Genomic DNA, 25,647 nt, shown 5'->3' on the forward strand with positions numbered 1-25,647 from the left:
AAAGGTTAGAATTAACATATTCAGTAAATCTATTATATACTATTTTTATTAATTTGTCACAGGGGTAGGCAATTCACTCAAACATTCGTGGCAAACAATTTTTCCCTTGAAGTAAGTTACGTTCTCGGCATTGCCACAGAAGATACAAGCAGGCTCATATTTCTTAAGCATAATCCGTTCTCCGTCAACGTAAATTTCAAGAGCGTCTTTCTCACCGATTCCAAGTGTACGGCGCAATTCGATCGGGATTACGACACGTCCCAATTCATCTACTTTTCTAACAATACCTGTTGATTTCATCATAACTGATAGTAGCCCCTCTCGCTATAGATTAAAAGTGTCATTATTCGACAAACTTCTATCTTTTATGATATTTATGATACCAACCATTGCCAGAATAGTCAACCTATTTATGGTAGAGTTCATTTTTATTTCTATTTATTTGGTTAAAAAAACATAAATCGTCCTTAAATTACTGTCTAGAAAGCCTATTTTCCACCTAATTTGGGTTATTCTAAGATTCGACAATTTGGAAAGTGAATATTCAACACTATTAGACAAAATTCGACAAACTATGTCGAATTAGCTGGGAGGGATTTAAATGTACCGTCAACTTCGGGAAGAAAAAGTGTTCAAGGATCCGGTTCATAATTATGTTCATGTTCAGGATGAGATTATTTGGTCGCTCATTAATACTTCCGAATTTCAGCGCTTGCGCCGCATTCGTCAGCTTGGAACTTCTTATTTAACCTTTCATGGTGCTGAGCATAGTCGATTCTCCCATTCTCTAGGAGTTTATGAGATTACTCGGCGGATTATTTCTCAATTCGAACGCGCCAATTATGCTGACTGGCCACGAGAAGAGGGAATGGTAGCTTTATGTGCTGCATTATTGCATGATTTGGGCCATGGTCCGTTCTCCCATTCTGTCGAACAGGCCTTCCAGATGAATCATGAGGATTGGACTTGTCGAATTTTACTCGGCGATACAGAAGTCAGATCTGTGCTACGTCGGTTGGGTGATGACTTCCCGGATAAAGTAGCGGCGGTCATCCGTAAGGATTATGAGCAGCCTATTGTTGTTAATCTTGTCTCAAGTCCGCTGGATGCCGATCGTATGGATTATTTACTGCGCGATGCTTATTTTACCGGCGTTAATTATGGAACGATTGATATGGATCGGATCCTACGGATGCTTAGACCGTATAAAGGAAGAATTGTTGTCAAAGATTCAGGTATGCATGCGGTGGAAGATTATTTAATGTCCAGATATCAGATGTATTGGCAGGTGTATTTCCATCCGGTCACACGGAGTTCGGAGATCATTTTGCGGCAAATCTTTAGAAGAGCTAAGGAGTTATACGAGCAGGGCCACTCCTTTAAGTTCCTGCCAGAACCTTTACCTTCATTATTTAATCGCAACATTACGGTACAGGAGTACCTGCAATTGGATGAAGCGTTGGTTCAGACGGCCTTCATGCAGTGGAGAAAGGAAACGGACGAGCTTCTTGGAGAATTATGTTCCCGTTTCATCGATCGTAAGCTATATAAGTATGTAGAAGTAGAATCCTTGGACATGGAGACCATTGAAGAGATTAGAGCTGCTTTTAATAAGTCAGGGCTTAATCCGGAATACGATTTGGAAATTGATTTTCCAACTGATCTGCCGTATGATGTGTTTCGTCCGGACGGGGAGAGTCGGGAGAAGCAAATCTTGCTTTTGGACCGTCAGGAGCGCTTGCGAGAAATCTCTGAAGTATCGGATATTGTTAGATCGATCAGCGGTCTACAGCGCGGAAAATTCCATTTATATTTTCCAGATAATAAGGTCCGTGCGATTATTGACGAACTTCCGCATGAGATTGCGGAAATATTCGTAGAACAGCATTAAATTCTCGAATCATGATAGAAAATCGGGCAACGATAACTATCAAATTTACTATAATAAGTTGAGCCCATGAGATACCTGGGAACAGGCAAGAGGCTGAAATGATTCTGGAGAAGCGTAGCGCTCGCCTTTGTGAACGAATTTATTTTATTAAATCAAGAAATTTGTGAACAACAGCGATCGGAGGAACATTTCAACCTGCTGCCTTCAACCAATAATTATAAGTTCAATTTATACTACAGGAGGCGCAATTCACATGATGCTTATTGATACACATACCCATTTGGATGCTCCGCAGTTCGACGAGGATCGCGAGGAGGTCATTCAGCGGGCTCTGGAGCAGGGAGTTACGCGAATGATCAATATTGGCTTTAACCGCGAGACCATCCCGACAACGATGAAATTGGCGGAGCAATATGATTTTATCTACGCGGCTGTAGGCTGGCATCCACAGGATGCGATTACGATGCAGGATGGGGATCTAGATTGGATTGCTGAATTGTGCAAGCATGAGAAAGTCGTTGCCATCGGCGAGATCGGGCTGGATTATTATTGGGATACGTCACCAAAAGATGTGCAGCATAAGGTTTTGCGCGATCAGATTGGACTTGCTCGGAGTCTTGGAATGCCGATCTCGATTCATAATCGCGATGCGCATGAAGATATTGTGCGGATTTTGCGAGAGGAGAAGGCAAGTGAAGTTGGCGGTGTCATGCACTCCTACTCAGGCAGCTGGGAAATTGCCAAAATGTGTCTAGATATGGGATTTCATTTGTCATTTGGTGGGCCAATTACGTTCAAAAATGCCAAGCAACCAAAAGAGGTTATTGCCAAGGTGCCAATGGATCGATTATTGATCGAGACAGACTCCCCATATTTAACTCCGCACCCATATCGTGGGAAAAGAAATGAGTCGGGATATGTCCGGTTAGTTGCCGAGGCCGCAGCGGAATTAAAAGGGATTTCTTTGGAAGAAATTGCCAGCGTAACGACCAAAAATGCAATGGAACGATTTGGCATTCGCTGAAATATCGAGAAAAAGCGATGAAAAAATGAGTAAATAAGAAAGATTAATGCATTTTAACAATTAAAACTCCGATTATTACATTTTTTTAACCAATTATTAAAATAAACGTTGTTGATTCGTCCTTTACAACATGCATAGAAACAAGATAGAATTTCTTCAGTAATCGATTTGGCGATTCTCACAAACTTGATTTCGCCTCGATTGCTGAAGTTCCATAACCAGTCTCGCTGAATCTCCGAATAAGGAGAACGGGGGAACCGACTACGGCAATTCATGTGATTATGTATGATCATGCCGTAAAGGATTTCTTTGTAGGGTCTTTGGGGTGAATTTGAGGTCATTGCGCCATGAGCGAATGATTAAGAAAGGGCGACTCTCTACGTCCTAACCCGACAGCTAACCTCGTAGGCGTATCAAGAGAGGCAACGACTCGTGCATCTATACATCATTGATTAGTCCAGAAGCCACGAACAGAGTTCCTCAACTCTTTCTTTAGGCTTCTTTTGTTTTTGAATAAACTTAGTAGGGTCATCATACTGTTGTTTAACAGGGAGTGACCAATGCCGAGAGGACTGGGACAGGAGTGCGAAGTGCGCTTTATGGCATTTCGTAAATACGATCTGTAGTCACGTCAAACGCATTATATGTCGATCTAGACGGCGGGACTATGTAAGGAGGACGGAAGATATGGGAATTTTCCGTAACCAGGATACCCATGAATCACGCTCATCCAGCATGTCTTACGCAATGCGATGGAAGCAAGAACATCTGCGTCAGGTTTTGCTAGTAGGAGTTCTGGCCATCGCGGTAATCACCATCATCCTGATTTGGTTCTACACACAGAATAGTAAAAAAATATATTTGGTTGTAGATGGAAAGACAGAGTCAATAACTACCAGACACTCCATGGTTAACAAAGTGCTGGATGAACAGTCCATCATACTGCAACCGGGCGATGAAGTTTCCAAATCGTTATCAAGTGCGATTAAAGACGGGGACCGGATTGAGATTGTTCGGGCCGTTCCTGTCAGCATCAGCGTGGATGGCACTCATAAACTATCCTTCACCACGAAGGCCAAAGTGGGTGATGCTATCCAAGAATTAGGCGTAGATGTGAATCAAGAGGATAAAGTTACCCCAGGCCAGAATCAGTCCATTACAGCGAACATGATAATTAATGTCGTTCGTGTTAAGAAGCATAACGTACAACAACAAGAGACCGTACCATTCGGTGTTGTCAAGACGAGTGATGATACGCTGCCGAAGGGTGAAACCAAGGTAGTGCAGGAAGGCAGCCAGGGCCTGGTCGTACACAATGTTGAGAAGGTGTATGAGGATGGCAAGTTCGTGTCGAAGCGCTGGCTTAGCAAAGAAGTCGTTAAGAAGGCGACTCCTAAAGTCATTGCCGTTGGCACGAAACCAAAGACTGCAGTAATGTCCGCCAGCATTTCCCGTTCCTCGGATGAGGTAAGCATCAGCGGATTGACTAAGAAGGGCGGAGTCTCATTCAAATATAAAAAAATGCTCAAGAACGTAACCTTGACCGCCTACTCTGCTGAGGAGGATGGAATTGGCACGAAGACAGCTACAGGTACTCGGGTCAAAGAGGGTAGAACGATCGCTGTCGATAAGAATGTCGTTCCGTTAGGCTGGTGGGTATATATTGAGGGCCTCGGATTCCGTAAAGCGGAAGATACCGGTGGCGCTATTAAGGGCAACAAAATGGACGTATATTTCGATTCACTCAAAACAGCGAATCAATTCGGCCGCAAGAAAGGGCGGACTGTTTATGTTATCGGTCCGACCAAACCGGAGCTGAACTAGATCTCTGCGGGGTTGAATGGATATACCGAAATAAGATAGTATTAGGATGATGAATAAGACAGTGGATAAGAAGAGGATATACTCCTCTTCTTTTTGTTTTAGTTAATAGAGCGTATAATTTCTAGGGATATATATGAGGGGTACAACCTCTACATGGAAGGGATGACCGTATATGATCAAAGAGGTCATTGTGGTAGAAGGTCGGGACGATACTGTAGCGATTAAACGGGCAGTAGAGGCCGATACAATTGAGACAGGTGGTTCAGCCATCAATGAGAGAACACTGCGCAAAATAGCTCTTGCCCAAGATCGACGTGGGGTAATTATATTCACAGACCCGGATCATGCCGGAGAGAGGATTCGCAAGATCGTCGCACAGCGTGTACCGGGCTGCAAGCACGCTTTCTTACGTGAAGCCGATGCGACCAAGCGGGAGATATCGGTGTCGAGAATGCGTCGCCAGAGGCGATACGGGAAGCGCTGAGCCGAGTACGCAGCGAGACGGAGGGAATGGCCCCTCAGATCGATTGGGAAGACTTAATGGAGGCAGGACTTATTATTCACCCGCAGGCGGCTGCACGAAGACGAGTGATCGGTGAGCTGCTCGGGATCGGTTATTGCAATGGCAAACAGCTGTACAAGCGGTTAGTGGTCTTTAAGATTAGCCGAGAGGAGTTTGCGGCTGCACTGGCACAATTGGAGGATGAAGGGGTAAATCATTGATGACGATAAGAGAAGATATAGCAACTCCACGCCGGACGAAGGAGATTATCCAGCGTCACGGTTTTTCGTTTAAAAAGAGTCTGGGTCAAAATTTTCTGATCGACCAAAATATTCTTGGCAAGATCGTGGCAGCGGCAGGACTGGATAAGACGAAGGGTGCTTTGGAGATCGGTCCAGGTATCGGTGCGCTTACCGAGAAGCTGGCTGAGGAGGCTGGCAAAGTGACCGCGGTTGAAATCGACCAACGACTACTGCCGATCCTAGGAGAGGTTCTGGAGCCGTTCTCACATGTACAGGTGGTCCATGGAGATGTATTGAAGCTCGACCTGAAAGAGTTATTTGCTCAGCAATTCAGCGATGTTGATGGCGTCAGTGTAGTGGCTAACTTGCCTTATTATGTCACTACGCCAATCCTGATGAAGTTGCTGGAAGAGAAACTGCCCTTGGAGAATATCGTGGTCATGATTCAGAAAGAAGTAGCGGAGCGTATGGCGGCTGCCCCTGGGGGGAAGGAATACGGTAGCTTGAGTATTGCGGTGCAATACTATAGCGAGCCTGAGCTGGTCTGTACCGTACCTCATAGCGTGTTTATTCCACAGCCGAATGTGGAGTCGGCAGTTATCCGACTTAAGGTGCGTAAGCAGCCTCCGGTTCAGGTCGAGGATGAGGCTTTCTTCTTCGAGGTGGTACAGGCTTCATTTGCACAGAGACGCAAGACGATCTCGAATAATCTGAAGAGCCGATTCTTCCCGAAAGAAGGTAGAGAACGCTTGGAGGCTCTGTTGGAAGAGGCCGGCATTACCCCGTCTAGACGGGCGGAAACGCTGGATCTACATGAATTTGCCAAGCTGAGTAACGTGCTCGCGCTATTTGGATTGAACGAAGCTTAGCTGTAACCAAACCCTCTGTCCGCCCATACGATGGGGATAGAGGTGATGGATTGTGACGAGATTGGGAGACTTGGTCGTCCGCAAATCCTATGGAGGGGATGTTACCTTCCGAGTGGAGAGAATTGAGCGGAGCGTGGCCATCATAAAAGGAACAGAATTTCGTCTGCTGGCCGATGCGCCACTGACGGATTTGCTAGAGGTGGACCCTGGTTCACCTGGAGAGAAGACAGAGCGTGCGCGGATCAAGGCGACCGAATCGGTTCAGCGGCTACGTCAAGACCGCCAGGAGATGGCGGAGCGTAATCAGGTTGCGGTCCAGCAGTGGTCTTCTCCTGCAGCTCAGGAGCAGGCTTATTTTGAGGTGCCTGGCAAGGTGCTGCATTTGGACGGGGATGAGAGGTACTTACAGAAGAGTCTTGATCTCTACGAGAAGCTTAGAGTGCCTGTAAATGGCTATTATGTCAATGAGTCTGCGATGCCTAGTGTGCTGTATCGTCTGCTGCCAGTCGTGAACCCGGATATTGTTGTGCTGACGGGACATGATGGGGTGCTGAAGAACCCTCCATCAAGAGACCTGTACAACTTGACCAGTTACAAAAACTCCAAGCATTTTGTAGAGGCCGTGCGAGTGGCACGTGAATATGAACGAAACTTCGATACACTGACGATTGTGGCGGGAGCCTGTCAGTCGCATTTTGAGGCCTTACTACAGGCAGGAGCCAATTTTGCCAGTTCCCCTGCCCGTGTGTTGATTCATGCCTTGGATCCCGTCTATATTGCGGCTAAGGCGTCTTTAACTTCGATTCGGGATACGATTCATATTACCGATGTACTAAATCAGACGATTAGTGGTACTAAGGGAGTTGGGGGTATTGAGACGCGGGGTAGCTACAGAATCGGGCTGCCTACACTCAAGGATTTATCGAAGTTGGACATTGTTCCGACGATGTAAATCGAGCCTTTCAGAAAGTGTCGAAAAAAAATCGTTGACAATATTTTTTTCATGCTGATATAATTATTTATTTAATTTGACAATTGTGACCCCCTTTGTGTATAATGGACAAAGAAGGAAGGTGGTCACAGGCCATGGCTAAAAATGCACTATCAGAGATTAAGAATAGTCTTGAGGCTCACGTTGGTCAGAAAATCATGCTGCGGGCAAACGGTGGTCGCCGAAAGACCGTCGAACGTACTGGAGTGTTAGAGGAGACTTATCCTTCAGTCTTTATCGTTAAGCTTGATCAGGATCAACAAAGCTTTAAGCGTGTGTCCTATAGTTATGCCGATATACTTACCGAATCCGTTGAAGTTATGATATATAATGACGACAATGGAATGGGGCTTTCGTATATTAAACCGTGAACATCATGATATGACAGACAAGCGATCTTTGCATTTTTTTGCGGAGGTCGCTTTTTTCATGACAATTTTATGTCCATGTTACTGGAACATTGGTTTAACTTGTTGACCGTATGAAGTGATGCCGAATGTAGCATACTACGGATGTTCCTTTTCTAGAGGTAGTTCAACTCGTACTTTATCTTATGATTAAAGGGGGGAATGGCTATGGCACGCAGAAGGCGTAGTGTGATGTCGGAGGAGCTAAAGGTAGAGCTTGCCAAGGAGCTTGGTTTCTACAATACGGTACAGCAACAAGGCTGGGGAGGCATTCGGGCCAAGGATGCTGGCAATATGGTCAAAAGAGCAATAGAAATGGCAGAACGGGCCGCCGCAAAGAATTCACAATAATGACTGCACATATTCAGGCTTCTCCCGAGGGGGAAGCCTTGTTTTTGTATCAGGATAAAGTAATATAGAGAAGGCAGGTTTGTCTTTTCGTTACATAGACGAGATGCATGGATTTTTTATAAAATAGATATAGTGAACCCATTACATTATGGATTACGTGCAAGTCAGAATAACAACGTTATGAAATCTTAGTGAATGGATATTTGAGGACAGGTGAACGCCTTGAAAATTTATGAGAAAGCACCGGCAAAAATAAATTTGATGCTTGATGTGCTATATAAACGGCCTGATGGGTACCATGAGGTCGAAATGATCATGACGATGGTTGATCTCGCAGATCGACTGGAAATGAGCGAGCTCCCTCGCGACACGATTATTATATCAAGTCAGGCGGGGTATATTCCCTTGGATGAGAAGAATCTAGCCTTTCAGGCCGCTAAACTGATCAAGGAGCGCTACAAGGTCCCTAGCGGGGTCTATATCCATCTGGACAAGAAGATCCCTGTTGCAGCAGGACTGGCGGGAGGCAGTAGCGATGCGGCTGCGACGTTGCGTGGGCTGAACCGCTTGTGGAAGCTCGGCATCTCGGATGCGGAACTGATGGAACTTGGTGCAGAGCTTGGGTCGGATGTACCTTTCTGCGTTACAGGAGGAACTGCACTGGCAACCGGTCGGGGTGAGAAGCTAACCCCTGTGGCTAACCCGCCACAATGCTGGGTCATTCTAGCCAAGCTGCCGATTAATGTATCAACAGAGGAAGTCTATGGTCGATTCCGTAGTGACCGAATTACGAAGCATCCTTCGGCTAGCAGAATGATCCAGGCGATTGACAGTGGCTCTTTCCATGGGATGTGTCAGGAGCTGGGCAATGTGCTTGAGGAGGTTACATTGCAAATGCATCCGGAGGTAGCTCATCTTAAGGAGACGATGCTTCGTCTGGGAGCGGACGGCGTATTGATGTCGGGTAGCGGCCCAACCGTCTTCGGTCTAGTGTCCAAAGAGTCGAAGGTACCGCGGATTTATAACGGGCTGAGGGGCTTCTGTAAAGAGGTCTATGCCGTCCGCTTGCTGACTTAATGAGCAAAAGTTGTACAAAACCGTACGAAAATGATATATTTTCATTAAAATATTCGGATTTAGCGAGGGGTCTTCGTGAAAAAATTGAAAAGAAGCGCTCGATTAGTTGAAATGACGCAATATCTGTTATCTCGTCCGCATCATCTGATATCTCTGACGACGTTCGCGCAGCGATATGGTGCAGCCAAGTCCTCCATCAGTGAAGATCTGGCGATTATTAAAGAGGTGTTCGAGGATGAAGGAATTGGTGAGCTGCAGACATTGGCAGGCGCAGCCGGTGGGGTCAAGTATATTCCTAAGGTAGGGAAGGAGCAGGCTCTTGAATTTATCAGTGAGCTATGCGAGAAATTGTCAGAGTCCGACCGCATCCTTCCTGGAGGGTATTTGTATATGTCAGACCTGCTGGGACAGCCGGCATTGATGAATGAGGCAGGGAAGCTGTTTGCTACCGCATTTGCCCATATTGACATTGACTGCATTATGACTGTGGAGACGAAGGGCATTCCGTTAGCTTATGCAACCGGTGCCGAATTAAACTTACCAGTTGTACTCGTGCGCAGAGACCATCAGGTGACAGAAGGATCAGCAGTAAGTATTAACTATGTATCGGGATCTCATAAAAGTCTGCATACGATGACTCTGTCTCGTCGTGCGCTTAAGGAGAAGTCCAGAGTGCTCATCGTCGATGACTTTATGAAGGCTGGCGGTACCATACAAGGAATGGTCGACTTACTTGCCGAGTTCGATGCAACTGTGGCTGGAGTTGGGGTGCTGGTAGAGTCTGGTGAAGTTGAAACGGAACAAAGGCTTTTGCAAGATTATGTGTCCTTAGCAACACTCCGTGCTGTAGATGCGAAGGAAAAGGAAATCTCAGTTACCCCTGGTAATTATTTTAATAAATGATTTAAGCCCAAAATTAGTCATTTTCCCGTAAAAACTACCGGAATTATGGCGAATTCTGTCGAATAGTACATTATCCCAAAAAAAATCTTGAATTTGGCCTATTTTATTCACGAAAAAAAAAGGATTTCCGTTTGCTATGTGGAATATTACACCAAGTCTCTAATGGAAAAAGGTGGTGAACACATATGCAAATTACGGATGTAAGACTCCGCCGAGTCAGCTCTGAGGGCAGAATGAAGGCGATTGCATCCATTACCATCGATAACGAATTTGTTGTTCATGACATTCGTGTAATTGACGGTAACAATGGGATGTTCGTAGCTATGCCTAGTAAGCGCACACCGGATGGGGAATTCCGGGATATCGCGCATCCGATCTCTTCGGGTACTCGCGAGAAGATTCAGAGTGCAGTTCTCGCAGAATACGAGCGCGCAGCTGAACAAGAGGAAGTTATTGAAGAAGGGGCTTAAGTTTTTTTGTAATGTCTTAACTAATTGGGGTTCGAGGAAAAGGGAGCCATACCTATGGCTCTCTTTTCTTTTTGCCTTAAATGAGATATAGTCAGTAATGAGTTCAATTGAAGGAGGCCGGGGCCTTGAAAAGATTTGCGATTATTCTTGCTGCAGGACAGGGGAAACGCATGAAGTCGAAGCTCTACAAAGTGCTCCACCCCGTTTGCGGTAAACCGATGGTCGGACATGTCTTGGATACGGTGAAGAAGGTCCTATGTGAACGCAGCATTGTGGTTGTTGGCCATGGTGCGGAAGCTGTTCAGTCTTATCTTGGCACGTCAGCGGAATATGTACTGCAAGAGAAGCAACTAGGGACCGGTCACGCCGTCAAGCAAGTCAAACAGCTGCTTGGCCAAGAGGATGGAACGACGATTGTAATCTGTGGAGACACTCCGCTAGTAACCGAGGAATCGCTGGAAGCAATGATTCAGCTTCATGAGAAGAATGGGGCAGCAGCTACGATTCTTACTGCCGATGTGGATCGTCCTGAGGGTTATGGACGGGTCATTCGTGGTGAGAGTGGTTCTGTGAATCGAATTGTCGAGCAGAAGGATTGTTCTCCTGAAGAAAATGCGGTAAAGGAAATCAATACCGGCACTTATTGTTTTGATAATGCAAAATTATTTTCTGCTCTGGAGAAAGTGACAAATAACAATGCTCAACAAGAGTATTATTTAACAGATGTCATAGGAATCCTGGCTCAAGAAGGCGAAGTTGTTGAAGGTTACAGAACGGACGATCATACCGAGTCTATCGGTGTCAATGATCGTATCGCTCTCTCTGAAGCAGAGACGCTTATGCGAGTTCGCATTGCCCGTAAGCATATGTTGAATGGTGTGACGATTGTAGATCCGAGCTCTACGTATATTGGAGCTGATGTTGCGATCGGAGCGGATACCGTTATTTTGCCGGGTTGTTCCATATATGGACAGACTGTAATCGGAGAGGATTGTATGATCGGTCCTTCTTCTGATATCGAGAACTGTCACATTCTTGACGGTGCAAAGGTCAAACATTCGGTGCTGAGCCAGGCAGAAGTTGGCAAGGACACGACCGTAGGGCCGTTTGCTTATTTGCGTCCTGGGACCAAGTTGGGTAATCATGTGAAGGTGGGCGATTTTGTAGAGATCAAGAATGCCTCGATGGATGATGGCTCGAAGGTCTCTCATCTTAGCTATATCGGCGATGCCAAGGTAGGCAAGAACGTTAACTTTGGTTGCGGCGCGATTACTGTCAACTATGATGGATATAATAAGTCTATTACTGAGATCGAAGACGATGCTTTTATCGGCAGCAATGTTAATCTGATAGCGCCGGTGAAGATCGGCAAGGGTGCGTATGTCGTTGCAGGCTCGACGATCACTAATGCGGTGTCGGACAATGATCTGGCTATTGCACGGAATCGTCAGGAGAATAAGCCGGGCTATGCGGAGAAGCTCCGCGCTCGTGCCAAAGCGAAGAAGCAAAGACAACAAGAAGAATCAAGAGAATAGCAAGATGCCTAGGCAAGGAAGAAGTAGTATGAATCGAAGTTCAGGATTCAGGATGCAGTGATCATATTAATGACGGGGATAGTTCGAGATATCTCTAATCTATCTACACAGCACGGAGGGTATTAAATTTTATGACTTATTGTGATTCTAAACTGAAGATATTCACTTGTAACTCCAATCCGAAATTAGCGCATCAAATCGCCGATTATATCGGAATCCCAATGGGAGAGTCGGAGACGACTAGCTTCAGTGACGGTGAGATTCAAGTCAAATTGTCGGAAAGCGTACGCGGCTGCCATGTATATATCGTGCAGTCTACTTGCGCTCCTGTTAATGACAATCTGATGGAGCTGCTCGTAATGGTGGATGCTTTGAAGCGTGCTTCAGCAAAGAGCATTAATGTAGTTATTCCGTATTATGGATATGCGCGCCAGGACCGTAAGGCGCGTTCGCGCGATCCAATTACGGCCAAGCTGGTAGCTAATCTGATTGAGAAAGCAGGTGCCCACCGCGTCATTACGATGGACCTGCATGCTATGCAGATTCAAGGCTTCTTCGATATCCCAGTGGATCATATGCTGGGTGTACCAATCTTGGCTCAATATTTCCGCTCTAAGAATATTCAGAACCCGGTTGTCGTATCTCCTGACCACGGTGGTGTAGTTCGTGCCCGCAAGCTGGCCGACTTCTTGAATGCCCCGCTGGCGATTATCGACAAGCGTCGTCCGGAACCTAACGTAAGTGAAGTTATGAACATTATCGGGAATATTGAAGGAAAGACGGCTATTCTCATCGATGATATTATCGATACCGCTGGCACGATCGTGCTTGGGGCCAACGCGCTTAAGGAAGGCGGCGTAGAGGAAGTCTATGCTTGCTGTACACATCCCGTGCTGTCCGGTCCTGCGATGGAACGGCTCGACAATTCTCCACTCAAAGAAGTTATCGTAACGGATACGATTCCAATTACGCATCCTAATCCGACTAGCAAGTTGAAGGTGCTGTCTGTTGCTCCTCTTATGGGCGAAGCTATTATTCGTGTGCATGAGGAGTTGTCGATTAGTAAGCTGTTTGAAATAGAGTAAGTAATGTCTCAACCCTCCCAAACCCTCCCTTACCATAAGGGAGGGCTGCAAAGGGCTTGCTGCCCTCTGGACTCCTGCAAAATGGACTAACGTTGGAGGTAGAGAGGTGCTCCTGCGACTGTCCCCCTTCCAAGGGGGAGGCGCTAGGGGCTTTTGTTGCATGGAACGCTTTCCCCCTTCGGGTACGTCTTACTTTGGGAGCACCCGGGCTACCTGAACACAGGGGAGCATAGAGTGGGCTGTGGTACTTTTTGACTGCTACTTTGTGTGAAAGAGCCGCTGTTCCTTCGGAATGCGCTAAGGTTTGAGTAAGGATTATAGTGTGAACTGGAAGGAACTCCGTGGAGCAGAACTAGGAGAGTGAAGTTAGGCGGGGGATTGCAACAGTGAGTGCGCGGAGTCCGCTATTCCTTCGGAATGCACTGGATCGTGCAAGAAGGCCGCTGTTCCTTCGGAATGCGCTGGGTCGTGCAAGAAGGCCGCTGTTCCTTCGGAATGCGCTGGGTCGTGCAATGAGGGCTGTTCCTTCGGGATGTGCTGGGTTGGGCTAGCAAGCTAAGTAAATGGAGGATTAACGAAGATGAAGTGGATTGTCGGCCTTGGGAATCCGGGGAGTCAATATGAGAAGACCCGTCATAATATCGGGTTTATGGCGCTGGATGAGTTGGCGCGCAGGCATAATATTGAAATCAAGCAGAGCAAGTGCAAGGCTTTGGTTGGGGAAGGATTCTTGCCGGGCGGCAAGGTCGCGCTGATCAAGCCGATGACATATATGAATTTATCTGGGGAAGCAGTTCGGGCTTTTATGGATTATTATAAAGTTGCTCTGGAAGATATGATCGTAGTATATGACGATCTGGATACGGAGCTAGGACGTAATCGGCTACGCTATCAAGGTAGTGCTGGTGGGCATAACGGAATTAAGTCGATTATCCAGCACACAGGGACGCAGACGTTCAATCGGGTTCGCATGGGGATTTCCCGGCCGGAGCCGGGGCATGCTGTAGTAGATTATGTCTTGTCCAAGTTTGCTAAGAAGGACCAGCCGCTGCTTCAGCAATCGATTGATGCTGCTTGTGATGCGCTGGAGTACAGTATGGATCATACTTATGAGCAGACGATGGCCAAATTTAATCAATAGTTTCAGACTTCATATAGTTGAACCGAAGAGCTAATGCATAGGGCTAAGCTACGACGTTTCAGGGCATACTGAAGACATAATGATTCTTCAGGAGGCATATAGATGGCTATAAACTATATATGTCGGCACTGCCGAACGTTTATTGGTAGAATAGAGGCACCTTATATATCCGAATCTCAGCTAGGTTTCCATTCCTTGACCCCCGATGAGCGGAGAGATATAATAGCGTATGATTCGAACGGTGATACGACGGTTCGGGTAACCTGCGATTATTGCAGGGAGGCGCTGGAGAAAAATCCAGAGCTGACCTTGCTCTCGAATCCGCTGCAATGATCGGCAGCGAGGATGAAGGATTCACTTTGAAAAGACGGATAATAGAGCCTTGGCAAGCTTGCTGAGGCTCCTTTTTGGTTCGAATATGGACCCTGGAACGCGAGGGTCGCTTTACGGAATCGTGACTTTTCGTCATACGATTTTTATTAGAATAGTATCAATTATGCAATAAGAGAGGTGCCTCATTTGTTAAAAGCACTCATACAGGCTTTTTCGCAGGATTCTGACTTTGCTTCAATGGTAGCCGGGATAGAATCGGGAATGAGAGAGCAGCTTATTTCAGGCTTGTCCGGATCAGCCAGACAGGTCATGCTGGCATCGCTACACAAGAAGGTAGACCGTCCGATGCTGGTGGTTACCCATAATATGTTCTCTGCTCAGAAGATATATGAAGATTTACAGGAAGCGTTGTCATCCGAAGAGATCATGCTGTATCCGGCCAATGAATTGGTAGCCGCAGAGTCGGCCATTTCCAGTCCGGAGACGCTCGCCCAGCGGATTGAGGTGCTACTGCAATGCTCGCAACAGTTTCGCGGTATTGTGGTGGTGCCTTATTCTGGTGTGCGCCGCTACATCCCTACTTCAGAGGTGATGTCCAGTGCCAGCTTATCGATAGAGGTAGGAGGAACTATTCAGCTGGAGTCATTTTTGACCCAGATGGTTGAGTTAGGGTATGAGCGGGTTGAGCGGGTTGAATCCCGTGGGGAAATGAGTGTTCGGGGTGGAATTCTGGACTTTTATCCATTGACCTCGGAGCTGGCCTATCGGGTTGAACTGTTCGATGATGAGGTCGATTCAATTCGTACCTTTGATCCGGCCGACCAACGCTCTGTTGACAAGATCAAGCAGGTGACGATTACGCCTTGTAAGGAACTGATTGCTTCTGGTGATCGTATGTCACGAGCGGCTCAGGCGGCAACGGAGCAACTGGAGCGACAGCTTGATAAGATGACTGATCGTCAGGCAAAGAATAAGCTGAAGGAAGAAGTTTCCCGGGAGATTGAGATGCTACGTGAGCATGTATATTTTCCGGAAATCTATAAATATGTCTCTTTGCTCTATCCAGAGAATCACACATTGTACAATTACATGCCTAAGGATACGCTGCTTGTGTTGGAAGAACCGGCACGTCTACTGGAGACGGCTAAGCAGCTGGAGCGCGATGAAGCGGAGTGGAATTTGCATCTGCTGCAGAATGGGAAGAGTCTGCCTGAGCTTCCGCTAGCAGTGGAGGCGGACCAGGTGCTCTATCATCGTCCATTCCAAACACTGCTGTTGTCGTTATTCTTAAGACAGGTCCCGCATATCCAACCGCAGAACATTATCAATTTCGTAGCTCGCTCGATGCAGGACTTCCACGGACAAATGAATGTGCTTAAGGCAGAGATGGAGCGTTGGAAGAAGAGCGGAGCCAACATCATGATGCTGGCCAGCAACGAAGAACGCATGGACAGAATGCGCAGGGTGTTGCTGGATTATGGAATCGATGAGCCAACGCTACTGAAGGGCAATCTACAATCCGGCTTCGAATTCCCGTCCGTTCACCTGGTTGTGATTACGGAGGGGGAGATGTTCTCCAAGAAGCAGCGCAAAGCCCGTAAGTTCGGTAAGAGTATGGATAATGCGCAGCGAATTAAGAGTTACACTGAACTGAAGGTCGGCGATTACGTGGTTCATCAGAATCATGGGATCGGGAAGTATGTAGGTATCGGAACACTGGAGGTTGGCGGCATCCATAAGGATTACATTCATATCCTGTATGCCGGTGGCGATAAGCTGTCCGTGCCGATTGAACAAATTGATCTGATTCAGAAATATGTAGGCTCAGAGGACAAAGAGCCTAAGGTCTATAAGCTCGGGGGAATGAGTGGACCCGGGTTAAGAATAAAGTGCGCTCCTCGGTACAGGATATTGCTGATGACCTGATTAAGTTGTATGCGGATCGTCAGGCCTCGCCAGGCTTTGCCTTTGAGAAGGATTCGCCGGAGCAGCAAGAATTTGAAGCGATGTTCCCTTACGATGAGACACCGGATCAGCTCCGTGCTATTACAGAGATCAAGAAAGATATGGAAATCTCGCGTCCGATGGATCGTCTGCTCTGTGGAGACGTAGGCTACGGCAAGACCGAGGTGGCCATTCGCGCTGCCTTCAAGTCAGCGATCGAGGGCAAACAGGTCGCCGTATTGGTACCTACGACGATCCTCGCACAGCAGCACTACGAGACGTTCCGTGAACGCTTCGCTGGTTATCCGATCAATATCCAGTCGCTGAGCCGTTTCCGCAGCCGGAAGGAACAGAATGAGACGATTAAAGGAGTTCGTCAGGGGACTGTCGATATTGTTATTGGAACCCATCGTTTGCTGTCCCAGGATCTTATATTCAAGGATTTGGGTCTGCTCATTGTCGATGAGGAGCAACGCTTTGGCGTAACGCACAAAGAGAAGCTGAAGAGACTGAAGACCAACGTGGATGTTCTGACATTAACGGCAACACCGATTCCGCGGACACTCCATATGTCGATGCTCGGTGTACGTGACCTGTCGGTCATCGAGACGCCACCGGAGAACCGTTTCCCGGTACAAACCTATGTTGTGGAATACAGCCCTTCGCTCGTTCGCGAAGCGGTGGAACGCGAGATTGCACGTGGTGGACAGATTTACTATCTGTATAATCGAGTTCAAGGCATTCAAGAGATGGCTGCACAGATCTCCATGCTCGTACCTGAAGCCCGGGTTGCCGTTGGTCATGGACAGATGTCGGAGCAGGAACTGGAGAAGACGATTCTCGACTTCCTAGACGGGGAATATGATGTTCTGGTCAGCACGAGCATTATTGAGACCGGGGTCGATATTCCGAACGTGAACACGTTGATAGTACATGACGCTGACAAAATGGGTCTGTCCCAGCTGTATCAGCTGCGGGGTCGGGTCGGGCATTCCAACCGAATCGCCTATGCTTATTTCACATATCAGCGGGACAAATCCTTGACTGAGGTTGCGGAGAAACGTTTACAGTCCATTAAAGAGTTTACTGAACTCGGCTCAGGGTTTAAAATTGCTATGCGGGACTTGGCAATCCGTGGTGCAGGTAACCTGCTGGGGCGGAGCAGCATGGCTTCATCGCCTCGGTCGGCTTCGACTTGTACTCGCAAATGCTGGCGGAGGAAATCCAGAAACGGAAGGTATCCATGCTTGGCGAGCCTGATCCGATGGAATCATCCTGGAGCACGACGATCGATCTTGGCATCGACGCCTATTTACCGCCGGATTACATTTATGATAGTATGCAGAAGATCGAGATTTACAAAAAAACCGCATCCGCGGCTTCTTTCGAGGATGTCACCGATTTAGAGGACGAGCTGCTTGATCGCTTCGGCGATTTGCCGGTGGCTGTCATGAATCTGCTATCTGTGGCCAGGGTCAAGCTGTATGGCAAGAAGTATGGCATCGAATCCATCGTACTTCGCGGCGACGAGGTAACTCTGAAGTTCTATCAAGGCAGAGAGAAGGACCTGATTCCGGCGAAACTCGCAGAGGTTGGAAATCTGTTCGGAAGACGTGTACAATTTAACCAAGGGTCTGGTATGGTAATCCGGATCAAAACCAAAGGAATGGACGACCAAGAATTGATGGGCCTATTGGAGCAATTCCTGGGAGCCCTAAAGGACTCGTTCAAGACGAAAGGGGAACTACAAGATGTTTCGAAGTAAAGGGCGTTCTTGGAAGACGCTGCTGCTAACTGCTCTCGTGGTCGTACTAACTATGTCTGTATTAGCCGGATGTGGTAAGAAGACTGACAACAATGTCGTTGCTACTTATGACGGCGGAGAAATTACTCAAAAGGAATTCGATCTTGAACAACGCATGGTTCTTGCACTACAGCCAACGATGGCTCAGTTTGTGGAAATGGATGACTTCCGGCAATATTTGGTCAAGCAGGCAATCGCCTATAAATATTGGGAGAACAATGCCGATGACAAGATGAAGGAAGAAGGCAAAAAGAAAGCTGACGAACAATACAAGGCCATGAAGGACGCTAATGGCGCTGATAATGTCAAGCAAATGTTAGACGCTCAGAAAATTACAGAAAAAGAATTCCAGAACTACATGACCCGTATTTATACGGTGATGGAGACACAGTTAAAGGGAATTACGGAAGATGATGTGAAGAAGGAATTCGAAGCATCGAAGGAAGATTACATTACCGCTTCCGTTCGTCATATTCTGATTAGTCTGAAAGACGCTGAAGGTAAAGAACGTAGCAAGGAAGATGCCCTGAAATTAGCCAATGAGGTTAAGGCAAAATTGGACAAGGGTGAGGATTTCGCTACGCTCGCTAAGCAATATAGTGAAGATCCAGGCTCGAAAGATGACGGTGGTCTGTATGCAGATACACCTGTCAACCAATGGGTACCACAGTTTAAAGAAGCAGCAATGACGCTTCCTTTGAATAAAATCAGCGATCCAGTGGAGACGGATTACGGATATCATATTATTCGTGTAGAATCCAGAACCGAGAAGACATTCGCAGACTTAACAGATGCGGAGAAAGATACGCTGAAGATGTCTATTGCTTCTCAGAAATTGGACGAGTTCATGTCCGGTGATCTAGAGAAGAATATTATTAAGAAAATTACCTTGCCTAAGGTAGAGAAGAAGGCCGAGAACACAGATAAAGGCGCTAATTCTGGCAATGCTGGAACAGAAGGAAATGCCGATAAATCTGGAAACTCTGGAAATTCCAGCACCTCTGGTGCTAATAGCGAGAAGAACAGCAAATAATTACGGTCCATCTTGGATCGGGGATTATCTGTTTTTTAGAAGCTTAACGTTAGCGGCGTGAATTTACTTTACGCTGCTTTCTTGTCTCTTGTTACGGATAGCAAGTACTTACCGACAAGGTAAAATACGATGCATAAGGATTTGGGAAGGGATGAATACTATGGTCAGAATCACAAGGAGCCGACAATCCCTCTCATCCTGTACAAATACATCCGAAGATTTAAACCGATATCCCAAACAGTAGTTCAAAACTTCTTAAGAAAGCGGGGCAACATGTGATATGAAAGCTACTGGAATTGTACGTCGTATTGATGATTTAGGTCGGGTGGTTATTCCTAAGGAAATCCGCCGCACTTTACGGATTCGTGAAGGGGATCCACTCGAAATTTTTGTGGATCGTGATGGAGAAGTCATTTTGAAGAAATATTCGCCGATCGGCGAATTAGGGGATTTCGCTAAGGAGTATGCAGAATCGCTCTATGAGAGCACCGGACATACTACACTTATCTCAGATCGGGATACGTTGATCGCCGTTGCAGGGGCTTCTAAGAAGGAATATCTGGACAAGCAAATCAGTCTCCTGCTTGAGAGCAGCATGGAGGGTCGCAAGACAATCCTTGAGACCACGACGGGGACATATGAGATCAATAAGGATCATCCGGAGACGATTTCTGCTTACGTTATTGCGCCGATTATCTCCAGCGGTGATCCTATCGGTACTGTGATTTTGATGAACAAAGACGATTCGGTGAAGATGTCCGAAATGGAGACGAAGATGGCAGAGACCGCTGCTGGGTTCCTTGGCAAGCAGATGGAACAATAAAGGATTCTAATAGTTATACACGTACACTCCAATGCATAAGGCGGTTTACAGCCGTCATATCTCGGAGTGTATTTTTTATGTCTGAGAGGTAGTTCAGTCCCTAGCTTCATCCAACTGAAGCGTTTTGAAAAAACGCACATCGGAAGCTTAAGCTTTGGTGCTGAAAACCGTACTTTTGAACGCTATTATTTGAGATACCCCCTTGGCTCGAATAGCAAAAGTGGTCTCAGTGGTCGGTTTCGTTTTATAATGGACGTGTTCTTGGATCGACAGTTCATTATTTTACGTAAAGTAGGTTCATTATGAAATCAGGAAATAATAACGTATCGTCCCAACTGTTAAGGGGGCGGCGGTACTCAGTCTGGCAGCGATTATTACGAAGCTGCTGGGGACACTACAGAAAATTCCGCTTCAGAATATCGGAGGAGACGGCGTATTCGGCATATATAATACCGTCTATCCGTTTTATACAATCCTGTTAACACTAGCGACAGCCGGATTTCCGACAGCGGTATCTAAATTCGTAGCTGAACGTCATGCGAGAGGGGACGAACGTGGCAAACGAGCGGTACTCCGGTTGGCTACCCTCATGATGATCGCCCTCGGGTTAGCCGGCAGCGCATTAATGTATTTTGGCGCCCCACTGCTGGCGTTCTTGATTGGTAGCAACCAGTTGGTACCTGCGTTGCGGAGCGCGGCTCCGGCACTGCTATTCATACCACTCAGCGCCTCACTTCGCGGTTATTTCCAGGGCCTACAGAATATGATACCGACCGCCGTATCGCAAGTCACGGAACAGGCCGTAAGAGTGGCAGTAATGATTGTATTCTTATTGTATTTAAGTAATGTTGGAGCAACCCAGTCAGTCATAGCCGGGGGTGCACTATCCGGTTCAGCATTTGGTGGTGCAGCAGGCTTATTAGTCATGTTGATGTATTGGATTAACTATCGCCGACAGCTCGGAGCAGGCTCCGGGAAAGTCGGCGACACTAGGGTCGGAGCTAAGCTTGTCGGGGAATGGTTGGCAGAGAGATTCCCTCAGTTGCCGCAGGGAATCCGGGAGAACGAGGCGGAACCCTGCTCTCATCTATACTTCGCTATGCGATCCCAATCTGTCTTGCTTCCCTGGCCGTTCCGTTAATCAGCCTGGTGGACACCTTTACATTGCCGCGGTTGCTGTCCGCTCATGGAGACGAGCTAGCTGTAATGTCGGCTGTTGGTGTTTACAATCGCGGAATTCCTCTTGTACAATTGGTGACTATGCTGGCTTCTTCATTGTCGGTGTTGTTCATCCCTGTATTGGCGGAGATGAATGTTCGGGGATACTACGGGGATCAGGCGGCAGCTGACATTGGCGCTCCGCTGGTTCTGGCTGATCGGTCTTGCCTCCTCGGCAGGGATCGCTCTACTAGCCGAACCGATCAATGTCATGCTGTATCAGGATGGAACAGGTAGTGGAACGATGGCCTGGATTGCTTGGACGGCAGCGCCGAGCGCGCTTGTTACGGTAACAGCAGCACTGCTGCAGGGGCTAGGCTTCGTCCGCGCCCCGGCATTTCATCTGCTGCTGGCCGCTGCGCTCAAGACGGCGCTGAACGCGGCCCTTGTGCCGCAGATGGGCATTACCGGCGCTGCTGTCGCCGGTATCATCGCCTACGCTGTAGCTGCGGCTCTTAATCTCGCGCTGCTGCTCCGGCGCACGGGGCTCCGCCCCCATGCACAAGCAGCGCTGTTGCAGCCGGCCGTCGCCGTATTGGCGCTGGCCCTGCCCGTGCTCTTGCTGCGCCTTGCTGCCGCCCCGCTACCATCGAGCCGCCTGGTAGCGACTCTGGTCAGCCTGCTGGGCGTGCTGCTCGGCGCAGCCGTGTTCGCCGTCGCAGTCCTGCGAACACGTCTCTTGACCGCGGCGGAGGTGGCCGCCCTGCCGCGGATCGGACCGAAGCTACTGAAGCTGTTCGTAAGACTGCGGCTAATACGTCCAGAATAAAACAATAGATAAATCGTCTGCTACATTCTGCGATTGTTGCAATTTCGTAATTGGACAGAACTAGTGGTATAGTATTATCATGCCATTTAGGCATAATTTATGGACTGCAGTGCAGGATAGGCTGAAAAGCCTGCCGGCAAGCCGTTCTAACACGATTGGAACAGGAGTGTGACTCATACATGAGCGCGAGCATAACGGTGATAGGACTTGGATCTGGCAATCCGGAGCAATTGACTCTGGGCAGTCTTAGGAGGCTCAAGGAAGCACAGGAGCGGTACGTGCGTACGAAGGAGCATCCCGTTGTAGGCTGGCTGGAAGAGACAGGAGTTCATTTCACCTCATTTGATGCCGTGTATGTGGCGAAGGAGGATTTCCCTTCTGTATACGCTGAGATCGTAGATCAGCTGATCAAGCGTGCTATAGCTATGCCGGAGGAGCAGGAGATCATATATGCGATTCCTGGTCATCCAATGGTCGCGGAGGCAACGGTGAAGCTGCTGCGGGAGCGTTGTCCTGCTGAGCAAATTGCACTAAATATCATTGGGGGCGAGAGTTTCCTTGATGAAGCGTTCGTACGGCTTGGCTTTGACCCGATCGAGGGATTTCAGCTGCTGGATGCTTCGGAAATATCCGCCGGGGCGTTCAACCCGCGCTTGCATACCTTGATTGGTCAAGTATACGATGAATTTACAGCTTCCGACGTCAAGTTGAGTCTGATGGATATCTACCCGGACGATTATGAGATAACCGTAGGACATGCCCTCGGGGTGGAGGGCAGCGAGCAGATCGTTACCGTTCCGCTCTTTGAACTCGACCGCGTCGAAGGATTCGGTAACTTGTCGCTAGTTTACGTTCCGGCTAATATGGATGATGCCCTGCGCATTCGCACCTTAGATCGTCTGCACGAGATCGTGTCGATTCTACGCAGCCCTGGTGGCTGTCCTTGGGACCGCGAACAGACGCATCAGTCGATCCGCAAAAATCTGATCGAAGAAACTTATGAAGTGTTGGAGACGATCGATGAGGACGATCCAGACCATATGCGTGAGGAACTGGGTGATTTATTGCTGCAAGTTATGTTGCATTCACAGATGGAAGAAGAGGTAGGGACCTTCTCCGTATACGATGTAATACAGGAACTCAATGAGAAGTTGGTCTACCGCCATCCGCACGTGTTCGGAGAACTGAGCGCTGAGGATGCCGAGGCTGCGCTTCGGAACTGGGATGCGATGAAGGCCGAGGAGAAGCGCCGTAAAGGAATCGAACCGGAGCGGTTGTCAGCATTAAGCGGTGTACCTCGAGATTTACCTGCTTTGATGAAGGCATATAAGCTCCAGAAGAAGGCGGCGAAGGTTGGCTTCGACTGGGAACAAATTGATTCAGTCTGGGCTAAGCTGGAGGAAGAGATATTAGAGCTTCGCGAGGCTGTGAAGACGCAGCAACTGTCAGAACAGACACTTGAACTGGGAGATGTTCTATTCTCTGTCGTTAATGCGGCAAGATTCATCGGTGTCGATCCGGAAGAAGCCTTATCGCAGACGATCTCCAAATTTGTCCGTCGATTCAGCTATGTGGAGCAGCGGCTACACGAAGCTGGGAAGACTCCTAGCACTAGCTCCCTTGTCGAAATGGACGAATTATGGGAGGAAGCAAAGGCGAATGAACGGAGATAATTAGGAAAATTGCCTAAAATGCGGGTAATTTTGCGAAAAAAACAAAAAAAATCTAAGTTCCGGGCAGGATTTTCAATTTTAAGCAAGAATACTCATACAAAGATATCCTTGCGGTAAAAGGAGTTATAGCTCCAATTACTGCAATATCAATATCATTTATTTCTTTATCTATTGGGAGGCATTAATAATGAACAAAACAGATCTGATCAACAACATTTCCAGCAAGAGTGGCTTGACTAAAAAAGACGTTGAATCCGTATTGAACGGATTTCTTGGTGAAATCACTGAGGCTCTTGCTGGCGGAGACAAAGTACAATTGATTGGTTTCGGTACTTTCGAAACTCGCAAGCGTTCCGGTCGTACTGGCCGTAACCCACAAACAGGCAAGACGATCGAAATTCCTGCATCTAACGTACCAGCATTCAAAGCCGGCAACAAACTTAAAGAAGCTGTAAAATAATGCGTCTCGACAAATTCCTTAAGGTGTCGCGCTTGATTAAGCGGCGTACAGTCGCAAAGGACGTCTCTGATCAAGGGAGAGTTCTGATCAACGGCCGTGAATCGAAGCCGAGCAGTGCGGTCAAGGTGGGGACGAAATTACGGTGCAATTCGGCCAGAAGCTGGTTACCGTAAGAGTTGAACGCTTGGCTGAGACCACTCGCAAAGAAGAAGCAGCTACGATGTATACCTTGGTGAAGGAAGAACCGATCGCAAAGCATGATTTGTTCGAATAACAAATTGTGATTTTACTGCTTATTCAGCGGTGCCCTATGGCACCGTTTTTATTTTCCCTTCGGTTCTAAACCAGATATCTGCTCCATAAGCTATTTGTAAGAAGGAGGGGTACATGCCATGGTCGAACAAGGAAAAGGGAAGCGTCAGGAGTTGCATTTATTTCAAAGAAAGCTGCTCGAAATATCAGGGGTGCTGAATGTGGAGAGCTTCGATAGCGAGGAGTTTCTGCTGCAGACCGAGCTAGGGCATTTGACGATCCGCGGACAGAATTTACATATCAAGAACTTGAACCTAGAACAGGGGCTTGTCAGTATCGAGGGCCTGGTAAATTCCCTGTCCTATCTGGAGCCGGGCTCCCATTCATCGAATAAGGGCTTCCTCGGTAAATTGTTCCGATGAACTTACATACGCAGTGGATAACCCTTCTCTGGATGTTGGCATGCGGAGGAATTATGGGAATGGTCTTCGACGGCTACCGGGTCGTGTCCTGGCAATTTCGTTTCCCCGCTGGAGTATTCATACCCTTGACCTTTTATATTGGTGCGGTTCTGCGTTATTTGTATTTCGAACTTTATATCATACAAATCAGGGAGAATTAAGATTCTATGTGTTTTTGGGACTTTTTATAGGCGTTTGGATTCATTTTTTGTTTCTTAGTGTTATAACCGAACGTTTTGTGGTAATGTTAATTATAGTAATAAAGCGGTTTTATAGGATATTAGTCGGAATTGTCCGGGTCGTGCTCATTGCACCGATCAGGTTGCTCCTCAAAGGAATTAGGTTGTTACTTGGTTTTATATGGGTTATTTTATTATTCTTGGGGCGGATCACTTTGCTGCCGTTCTGGAAGCTTCTATTGTGGGCTACAAGGCCGCTGCGTAGACGTCTTCGCATTTCGGACAAGCTAACCGCAGCGCGGGACTGGATAAAGTCGTTATGGACACGCTGGTTTCATAGAGAGTAAGATTTCGCAAATGAATAAGAGATTAAGAGATTGGAGGGC

General features: G+C 47.4%; 25 protein-coding genes, 3 pseudogenes and 1 riboswitch. Of the genes and pseudogenes, 27 read left to right on the plus strand and 1 reads right to left on the minus strand.

The features are described 5' to 3' along the window. Positions 1–48 precede the first annotated feature (48 nt). Entirely contained in the window at positions 49–303 is a 255-nt protein-coding gene (locus RE628_RS29090) for an AbrB/MazE/SpoVT family DNA-binding domain-containing protein (RefSeq protein WP_068778580.1), read from the minus strand. A gap of 298 nt (positions 304–601) precedes the next feature. Here RE628_RS29090 and RE628_RS29095 point away from each other — a divergent pair, with 298 nt between their 5' ends. The 27 genes and pseudogenes from RE628_RS29095 to yabQ all read left to right on the plus strand — a co-directional run bounded on the left by RE628_RS29095 (position 602) and on the right by yabQ (position 25,608). After that, complete coding sequence (locus RE628_RS29095) at positions 602–1,891, plus strand: HD domain-containing protein (RefSeq protein ID WP_309156810.1); 1,290 nt, start codon at positions 602–604, stop codon at positions 1,889–1,891. Between the two features lie 253 nt (positions 1,892–2,144). Further along, entirely contained in the window at positions 2,145–2,915 is a 771-nt protein-coding gene (locus tag RE628_RS29100) for a TatD family hydrolase (RefSeq protein WP_309156812.1), read from the plus strand. A 215-nt stretch (positions 2,916–3,130) separates the two neighbouring features. Next, positions 3,131–3,342: riboswitch (cyclic di-AMP (ydaO/yuaA leader) on the plus strand. A gap of 260 nt (positions 3,343–3,602) precedes the next feature. Then, the gene (locus RE628_RS29105; protein WP_309156814.1) at positions 3,603–4,739 is read left to right on the plus strand and encodes a resuscitation-promoting factor; all 1,137 of its coding nucleotides are present in this window, start codon (positions 3,603–3,605) and stop codon (positions 4,737–4,739) included. 172 nt (positions 4,740–4,911) lie between these two features. After that, positions 4,912–5,462, plus strand: a pseudogene (gene rnmV, locus RE628_RS29110) (ribonuclease M5). Further along, the gene (gene rsmA, locus RE628_RS29115; RefSeq protein ID WP_309156815.1) at positions 5,462–6,352 is read left to right on the plus strand and encodes a 16S rRNA (adenine(1518)-N(6)/adenine(1519)-N(6))-dimethyltransferase RsmA; all 891 of its coding nucleotides are present in this window, start codon (positions 5,462–5,464) and stop codon (positions 6,350–6,352) included. Before rnmV ends, rsmA begins: the two are co-directional and overlap by 1 nt. A gap of 52 nt (positions 6,353–6,404) precedes the next feature. Next, positions 6,405–7,304 (plus strand): sporulation peptidase YabG, encoded by a 900-nt coding sequence (gene yabG, locus RE628_RS29120; RefSeq protein ID WP_309156816.1) that lies wholly within the window; start codon positions 6,405–6,407, stop codon positions 7,302–7,304. 134 nt (positions 7,305–7,438) lie between these two features. After that, positions 7,439–7,714, plus strand: coding sequence for a biofilm formation stimulator Veg (gene veg, locus RE628_RS29125; protein WP_120464124.1), 276 nt, complete (start codon positions 7,439–7,441; stop codon positions 7,712–7,714). A 204-nt stretch (positions 7,715–7,918) separates the two neighbouring features. After that, the gene (locus RE628_RS29130) at positions 7,919–8,101 is read left to right on the plus strand and encodes a small, acid-soluble spore protein, alpha/beta type (protein ID WP_068778572.1); all 183 of its coding nucleotides are present in this window, start codon (positions 7,919–7,921) and stop codon (positions 8,099–8,101) included. Positions 8,102–8,323: 222 nt separating this feature from the next. Continuing rightward, positions 8,324–9,178, plus strand: a complete 855-nt coding sequence (ispE, locus tag RE628_RS29135; protein ID WP_309156818.1) for a 4-(cytidine 5'-diphospho)-2-C-methyl-D-erythritol kinase — start codon at positions 8,324–8,326, stop codon at positions 9,176–9,178. 75 nt (positions 9,179–9,253) lie between these two features. After that, complete coding sequence (gene purR / locus RE628_RS29140) at positions 9,254–10,081, plus strand: pur operon repressor (protein WP_309156820.1); 828 nt, start codon at positions 9,254–9,256, stop codon at positions 10,079–10,081. 185 nt (positions 10,082–10,266) lie between these two features. Further along, the gene (gene spoVG / locus RE628_RS29145; protein ID WP_068778569.1) at positions 10,267–10,551 is read left to right on the plus strand and encodes a septation regulator SpoVG; all 285 of its coding nucleotides are present in this window, start codon (positions 10,267–10,269) and stop codon (positions 10,549–10,551) included. Positions 10,552–10,676: 125 nt separating this feature from the next. Then, entirely contained in the window at positions 10,677–12,086 is a 1,410-nt protein-coding gene (gene glmU / locus RE628_RS29150; protein WP_309156824.1) for a bifunctional UDP-N-acetylglucosamine diphosphorylase/glucosamine-1-phosphate N-acetyltransferase GlmU, read from the plus strand. A gap of 131 nt (positions 12,087–12,217) precedes the next feature. Further along, a complete protein-coding gene (locus tag RE628_RS29155) occupies positions 12,218–13,171 on the plus strand; it encodes a ribose-phosphate diphosphokinase (protein WP_309156826.1) in 954 nt (317 codons plus the stop codon). A 390-nt stretch (positions 13,172–13,561) separates the two neighbouring features. Continuing rightward, on the plus strand, positions 13,562–13,687 hold the full coding sequence (locus RE628_RS29160; protein WP_309156827.1) for a hypothetical protein: 126 nt from the start codon (positions 13,562–13,564) through the stop codon (positions 13,685–13,687). A 64-nt stretch (positions 13,688–13,751) separates the two neighbouring features. Then, positions 13,752–14,312, plus strand: coding sequence for an aminoacyl-tRNA hydrolase (gene pth, locus RE628_RS29165; protein ID WP_309156828.1), 561 nt, complete (start codon positions 13,752–13,754; stop codon positions 14,310–14,312). 102 nt (positions 14,313–14,414) lie between these two features. Next, a complete protein-coding gene (locus tag RE628_RS29170; RefSeq protein WP_309156830.1) occupies positions 14,415–14,645 on the plus strand; it encodes an anti-sigma-F factor Fin in 231 nt (76 codons plus the stop codon). A gap of 186 nt (positions 14,646–14,831) precedes the next feature. Further along, positions 14,832–18,354, plus strand: a pseudogene (gene mfd / locus RE628_RS29175) (transcription-repair coupling factor). Continuing rightward, on the plus strand, positions 18,341–19,426 hold the full coding sequence (locus tag RE628_RS29180) for a peptidylprolyl isomerase (protein ID WP_309156831.1): 1,086 nt from the start codon (positions 18,341–18,343) through the stop codon (positions 19,424–19,426). The pseudogene mfd and the gene RE628_RS29180 overlap by 14 nt, the downstream one beginning before the upstream one ends. 280 nt (positions 19,427–19,706) lie before the next feature. After that, on the plus strand, positions 19,707–20,249 hold the full coding sequence (gene spoVT / locus RE628_RS29185) for a stage V sporulation protein T (protein ID WP_309156832.1): 543 nt from the start codon (positions 19,707–19,709) through the stop codon (positions 20,247–20,249). 385 nt (positions 20,250–20,634) lie between these two features. Next, positions 20,635–21,390, plus strand: coding sequence for an oligosaccharide flippase family protein (locus RE628_RS29940; protein WP_375143146.1), 756 nt, complete (start codon positions 20,635–20,637; stop codon positions 21,388–21,390). 23 nt (positions 21,391–21,413) lie between these two features. Next, positions 21,414–21,704 carry a hypothetical protein gene (locus RE628_RS29945; protein ID WP_375143019.1) on the plus strand — a complete coding sequence of 97 codons (291 nt, stop codon included), beginning with the start codon at positions 21,414–21,416 and terminating at the stop codon, positions 21,702–21,704. A gap of 7 nt (positions 21,705–21,711) precedes the next feature. After that, positions 21,712–22,236 (plus strand): polysaccharide biosynthesis C-terminal domain-containing protein, encoded by a 525-nt coding sequence (locus RE628_RS29950; RefSeq protein ID WP_375143020.1) that lies wholly within the window; start codon positions 21,712–21,714, stop codon positions 22,234–22,236. Between the two features lie 179 nt (positions 22,237–22,415). Then, entirely contained in the window at positions 22,416–23,909 is a 1,494-nt protein-coding gene (gene mazG, locus RE628_RS29195; protein ID WP_309156833.1) for a bifunctional methyltransferase/pyrophosphohydrolase YabN, read from the plus strand. A gap of 187 nt (positions 23,910–24,096) precedes the next feature. Beyond that, positions 24,097–24,369, plus strand: a complete 273-nt coding sequence (locus RE628_RS29200) for an HU family DNA-binding protein (protein ID WP_018753532.1) — start codon at positions 24,097–24,099, stop codon at positions 24,367–24,369. Further along, positions 24,369–24,643, plus strand: a pseudogene (locus RE628_RS29205) (RNA-binding S4 domain-containing protein). Before RE628_RS29200 ends, RE628_RS29205 begins: the two are co-directional and overlap by 1 nt. A gap of 118 nt (positions 24,644–24,761) precedes the next feature. Then, positions 24,762–25,043: a sporulation protein YabP gene (yabP, locus tag RE628_RS29210; protein ID WP_309156834.1), complete on the plus strand. Its 282-nt coding sequence runs from the start codon at positions 24,762–24,764 to the stop codon at positions 25,041–25,043. Positions 25,044–25,083: 40 nt separating this feature from the next. Then, positions 25,084–25,608: a spore cortex biosynthesis protein YabQ gene (gene yabQ / locus RE628_RS29215; RefSeq protein WP_309159608.1), complete on the plus strand. Its 525-nt coding sequence runs from the start codon at positions 25,084–25,086 to the stop codon at positions 25,606–25,608. Positions 25,609–25,647: the final 39 nt, after the last annotated feature.

The organism is Paenibacillus sp. D2_2, assembly GCF_031199965.1.
In the GTDB taxonomy this organism is placed as follows: Bacteria; Bacillota; Bacilli; order Paenibacillales; family Paenibacillaceae; genus Fontibacillus.